This window comes from Streptomyces sp. NPDC058308, assembly GCF_042880275.1.
Classification (GTDB): Bacteria; Actinomycetota; Actinomycetes; order Streptomycetales; family Streptomycetaceae; genus Streptomyces.
The window spans coordinates 212,748-226,605 of sequence record NZ_JBHVZA010000005.1 but is presented as its reverse complement, the minus strand read 5'-3'; the positions used below and the strand labels follow the sequence as shown (position 1 = coordinate 226,605).

Genomic DNA, 13,858 nt, shown 5'->3' with positions numbered 1-13,858 from the left:
TCCTCACCACAGTGGTCATGGGGTCACATCCGGAAGACGCCGAAGCCGCCGCGCGCGCCCTCGTAGGGGGCGGTGTGGATCGCGGACAGGCAGAGACCGAGGACGGTGCGGGTGTCGCGCGGATCGATGACCCCGTCGTCGTAGAGCCGCCCGGACAGGAACATCGGGAGCGACTCGGACTCGATCTGCTGCTCCACCATGGCGCGCAGCGCGGCGTCGGCATCGTCGTCGTAGGGCTGGCCCTTGGCGGTGGCGGAGGCGCGGGCGACGATCGACAGGACGCCCGCGAGCTGTTGCGGGCCCATGACCGCGGACTTGGCGCTCGGCCAGGCGAAGAGGAAGCGCGGGTCGTAGGCGCGCCCGCACATGCCGTAGTGCCCGGCGCCGTACGAGGCGCCCATCAGGACGCTGAGGTGCGGTACCCGCGAATTGGAGACGGCGTTGATCATCATCGCGCCGTGTTTGATGATGCCGCCCTGCTCGTACTCCTTGCCGACCATGTATCCGGTGGTGTTGTGCAGGAAGAGCAGCGGGATGTCGCGCTGGTTGGCCAGCTGGATGAACTGGGCGGCCTTCTGGGACTCCTCGCTGAACAGGACGCCCTGGGCGTTGGCGAGGACGCCGACCGGGTAGCCGTGCAGGGCGGCCCACCCGGTGACGAGCGAACTCCCGTACAGCGGCTTGAACTCGTCGAAGTCGGAGCCGTCGACGATGCGGGCGACGACCTCGCGCGGGTCGAAGGGCTTCTTCAGGTCGCCGGGGACGATGCCGAGGAGCTCGTCCTCGTCGTACTTGGGCGGCTCGACGGCGAGCGGGTCGGGATCGGCGTACGCCTTGTGCCAGTTGAGCCGCTTCACGACCCGCCTGGCCTGCCTGAGCGCGTCGCGCTCGTCCTGCGCGAGGTAGTCCGCGAGGCCCGAGGTACGGGCGTGCATCTCCGCGCCGCCGAGCGACTCGTCGTCGCTCTCCTCGCCGGTCGCCATCTTCACCAGGGGCGGGCCGCCGAGGAAGACCTTCGCGCGCTCCTTGACCATGATCACGTGGTCGCTCATGCCGGGCACGTAGGCACCGCCCGCGGTGGAGTTGCCGAAGACGACGGCGACCGTGGGGATCCCCGCCGCCGAGGACTGCGTGAGGTGCTTGAAGAGGGCGCCGCCCGGGATGAAGATCTCCTTCTGGGAGGGGAGGTCCGCGCCGCCCGACTCCACCAGGTGGATCGACGGCAGCCGGTTGGCGTGCCCGATCTCGTGGGCGCGGAACGCCTTCTTCAGCGTCCAGGGGTTGGAGGCACCGCCCCTGACCGTCGGGTCGTTGGCGGTGATCAGGCACTCGACGCCCTCGACGACGCCGATGCCGGTGACCATGGAGGCGCCGACGGGATAGTCGCTGCCCCAGGCGGCCAGCGGGGACAGTTCGAGGAAGGGCGTGTCGGGGTCGAGGAGCAGCTCGATGCGTTCGCGGGCGAGCAGCTTGCCGCGCCCCCGGTGCCGGGCGACGTACTTCTCGCCGCCGCCTTCGAGCGCCTTGGCCTGCTCGGTGCCGAGTTCGGCGAGCCGGTCCAGCATGGCCCGGCGGTGCTCGGCGTACTCGGCGCTCGCGGGGTCGAGCGCGGAGGCGAGGACGGTCACAGCAGTACCTCCGGTATGTCCAGGTGGCGGGCGCGCAGCCACTCTCCGAGCCCCTTGGCCTGCGGATCGAAGCGAGCCTGCGCTGCCACACCCTCACCGAGCAGTCCCTCGACGACGAAGTTCAGGGCGCGCAGATTCGGCAGGTCATGGCGTACGACGCGCAACTCGGCTGTCTCCGGCAGGAGTTCGCGCAGTCGCTCGACGGTCAGCTCGTGGGCCAGCCACCGCCAGGCGTCGTCGGTCCGCACCCACACGCCGACGTTCGCGTCGCCGCCCTTGTCGCCGCTGCGGGCCCCGGCGACGAGGCCGAGGGGCGTGCGGCGGGTGGGCCCGGGCGGGAGCGGGGCGGGCAGCGGGGGCCGGGGCGGGTCTTCGAGTACGCGGGTGTCGGCGCCGGAGGCGACGGGGGTGCGCTCGCCGCCGGGCAGGACCGCTACGTGCTCGACGGTGTTCCGGTCGACGTACGCCGCCTCGAAGACGCCGTAGGGCGAGCCCCTGCCGGGTGGCGCGGTGACGTGGAAGCCGGGGTAGCTGGCGAGGGCCAGCTCGATGGCGGCGCCGCTGAGCGTGCGGCCCACCGTGTCCGCGTCGGCGTCCCGCACGACGAGGCGCAGCAGGGCGCTGGCGCTCTCCTCGGTGGGCGCGTCGGCGTGGTCGGTGCGGGCCAGCTCCCAACGCACCTCGGCGGGCCGGGACTTGGCGCGTTCGAGGGCGTCCTCCAGCTGGGCGCGCACCAGGGCCGCCTTGGCGTCGATGTCGAGGCCGGTGAGGACGAAGACGACCTCGTTGCGGAAGCCGCCGAGGCGGTTGAGGCCCGCCTTGAGGGTCGGGGGCGGTGCCTCGCCGCGCACGCCGTCGATGCGGACGCGGTCGGGGCCTTCCTCGGCGAGGGCGACCGTGTCGAGGCGGGCGGTGACGTCCGGGCCCGCGTACCGGGCGCCCTGCGTCTCGTAGAGGAGCTGAGCGGTGACGGTGCCGACGTCGACGAAGCCGCCGGTGCCGTCGTGCTTGGTGATGACGGACGAGCCGTCCTCGTGGATCTCGGCGAGCGGGTAGCCGGGGTGGCGCAGGGCTCCCGGATCCCTGCCGTGCCCGGCGAAGAAGGCGTAGTTGCCGCCGGTGGCCTGCGCGCCGCACTCCAGGACGTGGCCGGCGACGACGGCGCCCGCGAGCTTGTCGTACTCCGTCGGGCCCCACCCGAAGTGCGCGGCGGCGGGCCCGGTGACCAGGGCGGCGTCGGTGACGCGCCCGGTGACGACGACGTCGGCGCCCGCGGTCAGGCAGGCGGCGATGCCGGCGCCGCCGAGGTAGGCGTTGGCGGTGAGGGCGCCGGGGAAGCGGCCGCCGAGGTCGTCGCCCTCGACGTGCGCGACCCTGAGGCCGCCGAGTCCGAGGCGTCCGGCGAGCTCCCGTACGGCGTCGGCGAGCCCGGCCGGATTGAGCCCGCCCGCGTTGGCGACGATGCGGACGCCCCGCTCCCTGGCGAGCCCGAGGCACTCCTCCAGCTGCCGCAGGAAGGTCTTGGCGTAGCCGCGCGAGGGGTCCTTGAGGCGGTCGCGGCCGAGGATGAGCAGGGTGAGCTCGGCGAGGTAGTCGCCGGTGAGGACGTCGAGGGGGCCACCGGTGAGCATCTCGCGCATCGCGTCGAACCGGTCGCCGTAGAAGCCGGAGGCGTTGCCGATCCGCAGGACGGGAGCGGTCACGCGGCGCCTCCCTTCGGCGGGCGGCCCGCGCCCGGCGGCCCCGCGAACGCCTGCGCGATGTCCAGCCAGCGGTCCGCGTCGGGGCCCTGCGCGCGCAGGGCGAGATCGGCGCGGTGGGCGCGCTGAGTGACCAGGAGGCAGAAGTCGAGGCCGGGCCCCGTGACACGCTGGGCGGCGTCCTCGGGCCCGTACGCCCAGGTCTCACCCGTGCCCGGCGAGGTCAGCTCGATCCGGAACTCCTCGCCGGGGGCGTCGAGGCCCCGTACGGCGAAGGCGAAGTCACGTGCCCGCACCCCGATCCGCGCCACGTGCCGCAGCCGGTCGGTCGCGGCCCGCGCGACGCCGAGCGCGTCCGCCACGTCCTGGCCGTGCGCCCAGGTCTCCATGAGCCGCGCGCTCGCCATGGAGGGGACGGCCATCGGCGGCCCGTACCAGGGCAGGCGGGTCCCGGCGGGGGCCTCGCTCAGGACCTGCCACAGCGCGTCGCGGCCGGTGCGCCAGCGGGCGAGCAGTGCGGCGGGCGGGAGCACGGCGCCCTCCGCGGCCCCCTCGTCCACGAACGAGCCGGGTGCCGCCGCGGCCTTCCCGGCCTCGGCGCCGAAGGCGTCCGGGTCGGTGGCGGCGAGCAGGGCCGCCCGGTCCGTCCAGGCGAGGTGGGCGATCTGGTGGGCGACGGTCCAGCCGGGCGCGGGCGTCGGCAGGGACCACCGCTCGTGGCTCAACTCCGCTACGAGACGGTCGAGTTCCTCGCTCTCGCTGCGCAGGTCGTCGAGCACGGGCAGGGCATCGGACACGGAACGCTCCCCTCGGGGCACGGGTCTCCCCTGCTCGAACGAGGTCGAGAGCATGGGGAAGTGCCTGGGAGCATGGCAGCGCTTCGAGAAACAAGCAAGCGTGCTTGCATTACTTTTCGGACGGCTCCGTGGACGGCTTCGTGGAAGATTCCGTAGACGGCTCCGTTGACTGCTTCGTGCACGATTCCGTGGCCGTCACGGTGGCGGCCGCCACTGCGTCCCCCACTGCACCGGCCGCCGCACCGGCCGCTGGTCCGGCCGCTGCACTGGCCGCTGGTCCGGTCACCGCACCGGCCACCGGATCCTCGCCCGCACGCCCCTGGCGCCGCCCCACCTGCGTCCGTACCGCGCCCATGCTCGCCGCGATGACCAGGGCGATGGCCAGCGCCTCGGTGACGGACAGGGCCTGGTTCAGGACCAGGAACCCGGCGACGGACGCGATGGCCGGTTCCAGACTCATCAGGACGGCGAAGGTGTGCGCGGGCAGCCGCCGCAGCGCGAGGAGTTCGAGGGTGTACGGCAGCACGGACGACATCACCGCGACGGCCGCGCCGAGCGCCAGCACGTCCGGCCTGACAAGCCGCGAACCGGCCCCGGCGATCCCGATGGGCAGGAAGAGCACCGCGGCGACCACCATCGCCAGGGCCAGGCCGTCGGCCTGCGGGAAGCGCCGTCCGGTGCGCGCGCTGAAGAGGATGTACACCGCCCACATCGCACCAGCGCCGAGGGCGTAGGCGACACCGACGGGGTCGAGGCCGTCGAAGCCGCCCCCGCCGCCGAGCAGGAAGACACCGGCCAGGGCGAGCCCCGCCCAGACCAGGTTCATCGCGCGGCGCGAGGCGAGGACGGAGAGCGCGAGCGGGCCGAGGACCTCCAGCGTGACGGCGGGCCCCATCGGGATCCGCGCGACGGCCTGGTAGAAGAGCCCGTTCATCCCGGCCATCGCGACGCCGAAGGCGACGACGGTGCCCCAGTCGGCGCGCGAATGCCCGCGCACCTTCGGCCGGCACACGACGAGCAGCACGAGCGCGGCGAAGACGAGCCGCAGCGCGACGATGCCGACGGCGCCGACCCGTGGCATCACGCTCACCGCGACCGCGCCGCCGAACTGCACGGAGATGCCGCCCGCGAGGACGAGCCCGACGGGGCCGAGGCGGCTGCGGAGGCCGGGCTGCCGCGCCGCCGCGACCGGAGTACCGGCCGAGGTCGCCGAGGGTGTTGAGGCCGCCGAGGGTATCGGGGCCGCCGAGGGTGTCGGGGGTGCTGCCTGATCGCTGCGGGAGACGTTCACGGGCGAGCCTTTCCTGGTGCGTTGCCGCACTTCCCCGGGGTTCACCCTCGGTTCATGGTCCTGGACTCCACCGTCCAGGACAGTGCACTACGACAGGATTGTGGAGTTCTTTCACTGCTGTACGCAACCCCTATCCACATGTCGAAGCTACGGCGCCGGGCACGGCTTGTGAAATGCCGATTGCGCTCCCGTTATGCCCCGCGGACATGACCGAACCGACCGGCATGAACGACCGCGGCCCCGACGACGGCACCCGCCGGGCCGGTACCGGTACCGGCTCCCACACCGGCGGGGTCGAACTGCGCCACCTGCGCTGCTTCCTCGCCGTCGCCGACGAGGGCAGCGTCACCCGCGCCGCCGCCCGCCTGCGCATCACCCAGCCCGCCGCGTCCCGCACGCTCGCTGCCCTTGAGGACGCGCTCGGCGCCCGGCTCGTCGACCGGTCCACGCACCACCTGACGCTCACCGCAGCGGGGCGAGCCTTCCGGGACAGGGCGGCGGTCGCCGTCGCCGCGTTCGAGGACGCGCTCGACGCGGGGCGCTCGGTGCGGCGGCCGCTGCGGCTCGGGCACGCGTGGGCGGCGGCGGGCCTCGCCACCACGTCCCTGCTGCGCCGCTGGCGCGCGGCGCACCCCGACGTCCCCCTGGAGCTCCTCCGCATCGACGACCGCACCGCGGGGCTGACCCGCGGCGCGGTCGACGTCGCGGTGCTGCGGGGGCCGGTCGACGTACCCGGCCTGGTCACCGAGCTCCTCCACACGGAGCGCCGGGTGGCCGCCGTCCCCGCCGACAGCCCCCTCGCGGAGCGCCCCGCCCTGACCCTCGCGGACCTGGCGCACCACACGATCGCGCTCAACCCGGTCTCCGGCACGACCACGCTCGGCCTGTGGCCCGCCGAGGCGCGCCCCACGTCCACGGTCACCGTCGCCAACACCGACGACTGGCTGGCCGCGATCGCCGCGGACCGGGCGGTGGGCGTCACGGCCACCGCCACCCCCGACATGCACCCGCACCCCGCGGTCGCCTACCGCCCCCTGACCGACGCCCCGCCACTCCCGGTCGTCCTGGCCTGGCGGGACACCCCCTCGCGCCACCCGTCCGTGGCCGACCTGGTGACGCTGGCCCACGAGATCGCCGATGAGAGCCCTTAAGGGCTGGGCCCCGGAGGGCAGGGCCTAGGTTCCGTCAGAACCCTTCTCGATACCTCCGAATTGAAGGCGCTGAGTCGGGTTCACGGCAGGTACCGAGCCGCGCGCCAGTGGGCCGCCCTCATTGCTTGGTCACGGCCCTATGGGCTTCTATCTGCAACCGGCGGGTCTGCGCGCTGAGTCTCCATTCTCATGACAGGCAACCAGAGGCCGTGTTCAGGCTCGGGTGATCGAGAGCTGCGACTGTGGAAGGTCGGCCGAGCCTTGACCGTCACCTTCGCCTCCGCAGTGCTGGTGGCGGGAGGCGTCTTCTACGGCCTGATAGCTCTGCTCGACGTCCAGGAGATCGACCGCGCGGCGAAGCTCGACTCGAAGACACTTTTCGACCTGGTAAAACTCTCCTTCGGAGTGGTCGCCGGGTCTGGCGCTCTGGTCGCTCTGGTCGTCGCTTACCGCCGCCAGCGCGTCGACGAGGCCGGCGCCCACCGCGAGGCCACCCGGCTCCACACCGAGCGTTTCTCCCAGGCCGTCGACAAACTCGGCTCAGACTCTCCGGCCGTCCGACTCGGCGGTGTCCACGCCCTGGTCGGCCTCGCTGACGACGCCCCCGACGACAGTCTGCGCCAGACCTGCATCGACATCTTGTGTGCCTACCTCCAACTCCCCTACCTCCCCGACCCCGGCGACAACCCCACCCACCACGAGGAACACCACAGTTACCTAGCCCTACGTAAGGTCCGGCACACCATCCTGCGCCTCATCGGCGACCACTACCGACGCCCGAAGGGAACTCCCCGCTCCTGGCAGGGCTGCGACCTCGACCTCACCGGCGTCACCATCGACGGCGACATGGACTTCCACGGGGCGGTGTTCTCCGGCGGTAGCGTGAGCTTCCACGGGGCGGTGTTCTCCGGCGGCACCGTGAGCTTCAGCAGGGCGGTGTTCTCCGGCGGCTTCATCGACTTCCACGAAGCGGTCTTCTCCGGCAGCACCATCTTCTCCGGGGCGGTGTTCTCCGGCGGCGACGTAGTTTTCATCGGGGCAGTGTTCTCCGGCGGCAGGGTGACCTTCCACCGCGCGGTGTTCTCCGGCAGCACCGTGTTCTTCAATCTGGCGGTGTTCTCCGGCAGCAGCATCGACTTCCACGAAGCGGTGTTCTCCGGTGGCGCCGTGACGTTCCAGAACTCGGCAGGCCCGGCTCCCGAGGGTCTCCGTACTGCGGCCGACAGCAGTGTTCCTGGAAGGGTCCTCCTGCCTTTCTCCTGGCTTCCTCATCCCGGCTAGCAGCCCTTCGGCACGCCATCTCGTGGTTGCAGAGGGAACTCGCGGGACCCGGACCTAGCGCCGCAGGCTGGCCCTCAGCATGGCGCGCGGCTTTGCTGGGAAGGCGATTCAGTACTGCGATTCGGAGGTATCGAGACGGGTTCTCAGAAGGGCCCTAGCGGACCCGCCCGTACATGTTCGGCTCGTACCAGGCGAAGGACGAGACGCGGACGTTCCTGCCGGGGCGGGGGGCCTCCAGGTACTGGCCGCCGCCCAGGTAGATCGCCACGTGGTGGATGCCCGACGAGCTGCCGTCGCTGCTCCAGAACACCAGGTCACCGCGGCGCAGCTGACTCCGCGAGATGGGCCGGGCGGCGCGGTACTGGGCGTCGGCCACGCGCGGCAGCGCGATGCCCGCCTGCCGGTAGGCGGCCATCACCAGGCCCGAACAGTCCCACCCGTGCGGGCCGTTGCCGCCCCACACGTAGGGGTCGCCGAGGTGGCTCATGGCGTACGAGACGGCGGCCTCCGTCCCGTACCGGCGGGGCGTGCCGGAGCCCGTCCCGCCACCGCTGCCGCTGCCGCCTCCGCCCGAACGGCCCGCGCGCTGCTCGTATTTGTCCTTGTGGCTGGTCCAGTACCAGTGACCCGCCTTCTGGTACCAGTACACGCGGTCGGTGGCGTCCCAGCCCTGCCGGCCCCGGAAGACGGGCTCGGCGCCGGACGACCGGCGCGGGGCCGGGGCCGTGGCCTTCCCCGGTGAGGTCACGGCCCCCTTACCGCTCCGCGCCAGGTACTTGTCATGGTGGGAAGTCCACCGCCACCAGCCGGTGGCGTCCTTGTACCAGTACCTGGAGCCGTCCCAGCCCGCGTGGCTCGGCGCGGGTTCGGCCGACGCAGTGCCGGCCGCCGCGCCCACGAGCACGGCCGCGCCGACGGCGGCCACCACGGCCCCGCGCACGCTGCCGCACCGCTGCTGTCCGGCGGGGCCCGCGGCCGTCGCCGTCGCCGTCGCCGCGCACCGGTCGCACCCGCAGTCGGCGGGTGTCTCTTCGGTGAATCGGGGTGTCTGCACTACGGCCCTCTCCTCGTGTCCTCGCGTTCGGCTGCTCAGTTGGTGTCGACGGCGTTCCCCCGCGCCGTGCAGAAGGCCACTGTCAAGTCCTTGACCAGGGCCTTCCGTTCGTAGTCGTCGAGTGCGACGAGCCCCCTTCCGGTGAGTCCGCGTACGGTGTCGTCCACGGCGTCGAGCACGGACGTCAGGACGCTGTCCCGGTGCTCGGCGTCGAGGGCGGCGAGCTGCCTGCGCCGCATCGCGGCGGCCACCTCCGGCGCGTACTCCACGCGCAGCGGCCGGGCCGAGAACACCTCGATGCCGACGGCCCTGCACTCCGCCGCCAGGGCCCTGCTGAGCGCGTCGCCGACGGCCTCGGTGTCCCGCAGGGTCGGCGCGTCGTCGACCGGCTCGCGGTACGAGTCCGCGGGCAGCCGGGACACCACGCGTGCGGTGACCGCCTCCACCTGCTCGCGCAGGTACGCGGTGTGGTCGTCGACCGCGAGGAGCGCCCGCGCCGCGTCCTTGATCTGCCACACCACCAGGACGGCCACGCGCAGTTCCACGCCCCGCGCGTCGACGACCGCCATCGGCTCGCTCCGCCAGTGCCGCAGCCGTACGTCCACGCGCCTGCGCAGCGTCAATGGGCTGATCCACACCAGTCCGGTGCGGCGCACGGTGCCCCGGTACCGCCCGAAGAGCGACAGGGTCCACGCGGTGCCGACCCGCCCGCGGGTGAGTCCCCCGAGCGCGAGGAGGGCGACGACACCGCAGCCGCCGACCGCCGCCAAGCGCGCCGCGTCGAGGCCGCGCCGGGGCCGTGCGGGCAGCCGCAGCACCTCGGTGAGCGGCTCGGGAAGGAGCCCGCCGGACCAGAGCAGCGCGCCCGCCCCGGCCACGGCGAGCACCGCCACGAGCAGCGCCCACCAGCCGGAGCAGGCGGGCCCGGGCCGTTCCGCGAGGTCGCGGTCGGGGCGGGGCGGGGCGAGGGGGCGAGCCTGGGTCTGGGTCTGGGTCTGGGTCCGCGGCTCGGCCGCCGCGCGTGTGGGGCCGGGCGGCCGCCCGGCGCCCGGCGGGCTCCCGGTGCCCGACGGCCACCCGGCGCCCGGCGGGCTCCCCGGCGCCGGGGACTTCAGCGGCTTCGGAAGCTCGGCCGTGTCGTCACGGAAGAGCAGGTCCATCGGTATGGAGTCGTGCTGGTTGCGCACGACGAGCCCGCGCGCGGCGCGACCACCAGGCGGCCAGGCCGACTTGCGGGCCGCCGAGCCGGGTCCCGCTGGGACCGACTCCGAGGGACCCGTCACGCCCGACTCCGAGAGACCCGTCACGCCCGACTCCGCGGGTCCCATCGCACCCGGCCCTGCGGGTCCCGTCGCACCCGACCTCGCGAGTCCCGTCACACTCAGCTCTGCGGGCCCCATCGCCGTCGAGCCCGCGGGCCCGTTCGACGCAGCGGAACCCTCCACCCTTGCGGGTCCTTCCGCCTCTGCGGGACCTTCCGCCCCTGCGAGTCCTTCCGCCTCTGCGGACCCCTCCAGCCCACCGGCCCCCTCCGGCACCACAGACCCCCCAGGCCCCCCAAACCCCCCAGACCCCCGCGACTCCGCGAGCCCCTCCCACCCCGCAGCCCCCTCCGGCCCTGCAGCCTCCCCCGACCCCGCAACCTCCTTCAGCCCCGCAGCCTCTCCCGACCCCGCAGCCTCCCCCGACCTCACCGCTTCCCCCGACCCCACTGCTTCCTTCGGCTTCTCCGGCACGGCGACACACCAGACTTCTCGCGCACGCAAGGCAGCTGACGCCTCGGCAGATGATCATGAACCATCTCGATCCTGCCGGAACCGGACACCGCTCCCCAGTCGCGAAAGTCACGAATGCCGGGGACTTTGGTCCCGCCTCTCGCCGTCCCGGTCCGCGATCCCCTCCGCCAGGACCTCCGCCAGGTGCCGCCCCCGTACCCCCGCCAACTGCGCCAGCTGGGTCCGGCAGGAGAAGCCGTCGGCCAGGACCACCGCGTCCGCGTCGGCCGCCGCCACCGACGGCAGCAGCTGCTCCTCGGCGCAGGCCACCGAGACGTCGTAATGGCCGCGCTCGAAGCCGAAGTTCCCGGCGAGCCCGCAGCAGCCGCCGCTCAGGTCGCCCGCGAGGCCCGCCTTCGCCCGCAGCCGCCGCTCCGCCGCGTCGCCGAGGACCGCGTGCTGGTGACAGTGGGTCTGGCCGACGGCGCTCCGGCCGATGTGCGGCGGCTGCCACTCGGGGGCCAGCTCCTCCAGGGCCTGCGCGAACGTACGGACGGCCGCGGCGAGCCGTTGGGCGCGCGGGTCGTCCCCGAGCAGTTCGGCGAGGTCGGCCCTGAGGGCGGCGGCGCAGCTCGGCTCCAGGACGACGACCGGCGCCCCGGCGTCCAGCAGGGGCTCCATCCGGTCAAGCATGGCGCGCATGACGGCGCGGGCGCGGTCGAGCTGGCCCGTCGAGACGTACGTCAGGCCGCAACACACGCCACGCGGCGGCACCGCGACGCTGAGACCCGCGTCCTCCAGGACCGCCACCGCGGCCCGCCCCACCGAGGGCGAGAGGTGGTCGGTGAAGGTGTCGGGCCAGAGCACGACGTGCGGGGCGCCCGCGGGCCGCCGCCGCCCGCGCCACCACCGCCGGAACGTACGCGGCGCCACCTCGGGCACGGCCCGCTCCGGGGCGATCCCGCCGAGCCGCTTGCCGAGCGCCGCCAACGGGCCGACGCGCGCGAGGGCGTTGACGACACGGGCGGTGCGCGTCGCGGCGACGGCCCGCAGCCAGCGCGGCAGCAGGCCCATCGAGTAGTGGGCGGCGGGCCTGCGGCGGCCCTCGTAGTGGTGGTGCAGGAACTCCGCCTTGTACGTGGCCATGTCGACGCCCACCGGGCAGTCCGAGCGGCAGCCCTTGCAGGACAGGCAGAGGTCGAGGGCGTCCTTTACCTCGGTGGAGCGCCAGCCGTCCGTCACCACCTCGCCCGCGAGCATCTCGTGCAGCAGGTGGGCGCGCCCGCGCGTGGAGTGCTCCTCCTCGCCCGTGACGCGGAAGGACGGACACATCACGGCCGTCGGTGAAGTGGGCGTGGCCGTACGGCACTTGGCCACGCCGACACACCGCCGTACCGCCGCCGAGAAGTCGCCGCCGTCCTGCGGATAGCCGAAGACCACGTCGACCGGCTCGCGCGGCAGCGGGGCGAACCGCAGGTCGGCGTCGAGGGGCGCGGGCCGCACCAGCATGCCCGGGTTGAGGAGCCCCGCCGGGTCCCAGACGTCCTTGACGCGCTCGAAGAGGCCAACGAGTTCGGGGCCGTACATCTTCGGCAGGAGTTCCGCGCGGGCCTGCCCGTCGCCGTGTTCGCCGGAGAGCGAGCCGCCGTGGGCGACGACGACGTCGGCGAGGTCTTCGGAGAAGCGGCGGAAGCCTGCGATGCCCGCCGGGGTGAGCAGGTCGAAGTCGATGCGGACGTGGATGCAGCCGTCGCCGAAGTGCCCGTACGGGGTGCCGCGCAGCCCGTGGTCGGTGAGCAGCGCCCTGAAGTCGCGCAGGTAGGCACCCAGTCGGGCGGGCGGCACCGCGCAGTCCTCCCAGCCGGGCCAGGCCTCGGAGCCGTCCGGCATCCGGGTCGCCGTGCCGCTGGCGTCCTCGCGCACCCGCCACAGCGCGCGCTGCCCCGCCGGGTCGTCGACGACCAGGGCGTCCACGGTGTCCCCCGCGGCGGCCCGCACGATCGTGCGGGCACGCGCGCGTGCCTCGGCCGGGCTCTCGCCGCCGGTCTCCACGAAGAGCCAGGCACCGCCCTTGGGCAGGCCGTTCGCGCCCCTCACGAGGTCGGACGCCATGCCCTCGACGGTCAGCGGGCCGTGCGGGAGGAGCGCGGCCGCCGCTTCGGCCGCCGCGCTCTCGTCGGCGTAGCCGAGTACGGCGAGCGCCCGCGCGCGGGGCGCATCGACGAGACGTACGACGGCTTCGGTGAGGACCCCGAGCGTGCCCTCCGAACCGCAGAAGGCGCGCGCGAGATCCGTGCCGCGTTCAGGGAGCAGCGCGTCCAGGGCGTAGCCGGAGATGCGGCGCGGCAGTTCGGGGAAGCCGGTGCGCAGCAGCGCGAGGCCGCCGTCCACGAGGGGGCGCAGCCCTTCGGGGGCGCCGTCCCAGCCGCGGGCGAGGCGGCGGCGCGCTCCCGAACCGTCGACCACGCGGAGGGCGTGCACGTTGTCGGCGGTCGTGCCCCAGGCCACCGAGTGCGAGCCGCAGGAGTTGTTGCCGATCATGCCGCCGAGGGTGCAGCGGCTGTGCGTGGAGGGGTCGGGGCCGAAGGTGAGCCCGTGCGGGGCCGCGGCCGAGCGCAGGTCGTCCAGGACGACGCCCGGCTGGACCACGGCACTGCGTTCGCCGGGGTCGAGGGAGACGATGCGGCGCATGTGCCGGGTGAAGTCGAGGACGACGCCGGCTCCGGTGGCCTGTCCGGCGATCGAGGTGCCCGCGCCGCGCGGTACGAGGGGCACGCCGTGCTCCCGGCAGACCGCGAGCGCCGCCGCCACGTCGTCGGCGTCCCTCGGGGCGACCACCGCTGCGGGCACGCGGCGGTAGTTGGAGGCGTCCATGGTGTGCAGGGCGCGGGCGGTGACGGAGAGATCCACCTCGCCGCGCACGGCCGTGCGCAGGTCCCGCGCGAGTCCGTCGCGATCCACCGACTCCCGCCCCACCGACTCCCGGCCCACCGCCGCCCGATCCGTCGGCCCCCGGCCCACGGGCGCCCGCTCCACCGGCTCCCGATCCACCGCCGCCCGGTCCCCGGGCTCCTGACGAACCGGATCCTGGCAGCTCCGGCCACTCGTCGAGCCGCCTCTCCGGCTGGGCGTCGAATCGCTGCCCCGACCGGGCGCCGGACCGCCACCCCGCCCGGGCGCCGAACCGCTGCCCCGCCCGGGCGCCGAACCGCTACCCCCGCCCCGCGCCGGGCCACCGGGT

The 13,858-nt window shown here is 73.9% G+C and carries 8 protein-coding genes and 1 pseudogene; 2 read left to right on the top strand and 7 right to left on the bottom strand.

From position 1 onward, the window contains the following. Positions 1-23 precede the first annotated feature (23 nt). The 4 genes and pseudogenes from ACFVYL_RS10085 to ACFVYL_RS10070 form a co-directional block, all read right to left on the bottom strand. The gene (locus ACFVYL_RS10085) at positions 24-1,628 is read right to left on the bottom strand and encodes an acyl-CoA carboxylase subunit beta (protein ID WP_389714275.1); all 1,605 of its coding nucleotides are present in this window, start codon (positions 1,626-1,628) and stop codon (positions 24-26) included. Continuing rightward, positions 1,625-3,331, bottom strand: coding sequence for an acyclic terpene utilization AtuA family protein (locus tag ACFVYL_RS10080; protein WP_389714273.1), 1,707 nt, complete (start codon positions 3,329-3,331; stop codon positions 1,625-1,627). Before ACFVYL_RS10080 ends, ACFVYL_RS10085 begins: the two co-directional genes overlap by 4 nt. Continuing rightward, positions 3,328-4,125 (bottom strand): TIGR03084 family metal-binding protein, encoded by a 798-nt coding sequence (locus ACFVYL_RS10075; protein WP_389714272.1) that lies wholly within the window; start codon positions 4,123-4,125, stop codon positions 3,328-3,330. Before ACFVYL_RS10075 ends, ACFVYL_RS10080 begins: the two co-directional genes overlap by 4 nt. Positions 4,126-4,435: 310 nt before the next feature. After that, positions 4,436-5,362: pseudogene (locus tag ACFVYL_RS10070) on the bottom strand (DMT family transporter); the annotation flags it as partial. 260 nt (positions 5,363-5,622) lie between these two features. On the opposite strand from ACFVYL_RS10070, the gene ACFVYL_RS10065 reads away from it, so the two are divergent. Together ACFVYL_RS10065 and ACFVYL_RS10060 are read left to right on the top strand one after the other, a co-directional pair. Then, on the top strand, positions 5,623-6,567 hold the full coding sequence (locus ACFVYL_RS10065) for a LysR family transcriptional regulator (protein WP_389714271.1): 945 nt from the start codon (positions 5,623-5,625) through the stop codon (positions 6,565-6,567). Positions 6,568-6,828: 261 nt separating this feature from the next. Then, complete coding sequence (locus tag ACFVYL_RS10060; protein WP_389714270.1) at positions 6,829-7,848, top strand: pentapeptide repeat-containing protein; 1,020 nt, start codon at positions 6,829-6,831, stop codon at positions 7,846-7,848. A gap of 154 nt (positions 7,849-8,002) precedes the next feature. Here the strand turns inward: ACFVYL_RS10060 and ACFVYL_RS10055 are convergent, their stop codons facing one another. From ACFVYL_RS10055 to ACFVYL_RS10045, 3 genes are all read right to left on the bottom strand, one after another. Continuing rightward, positions 8,003-8,902 (bottom strand): C40 family peptidase, encoded by a 900-nt coding sequence (locus ACFVYL_RS10055; protein WP_389714269.1) that lies wholly within the window; start codon positions 8,900-8,902, stop codon positions 8,003-8,005. Between the two features lie 35 nt (positions 8,903-8,937). Beyond that, the gene (locus ACFVYL_RS10050; RefSeq protein WP_389714268.1) at positions 8,938-10,209 is read right to left on the bottom strand and encodes an SPFH domain-containing protein; all 1,272 of its coding nucleotides are present in this window, start codon (positions 10,207-10,209) and stop codon (positions 8,938-8,940) included. 537 nt (positions 10,210-10,746) lie between these two features. Continuing rightward, positions 10,747-13,491 (bottom strand): FAD-binding and (Fe-S)-binding domain-containing protein, encoded by a 2,745-nt coding sequence (locus tag ACFVYL_RS10045; RefSeq protein WP_389714372.1) that lies wholly within the window; start codon positions 13,489-13,491, stop codon positions 10,747-10,749. Positions 13,492-13,858 lie beyond the last annotated feature (367 nt).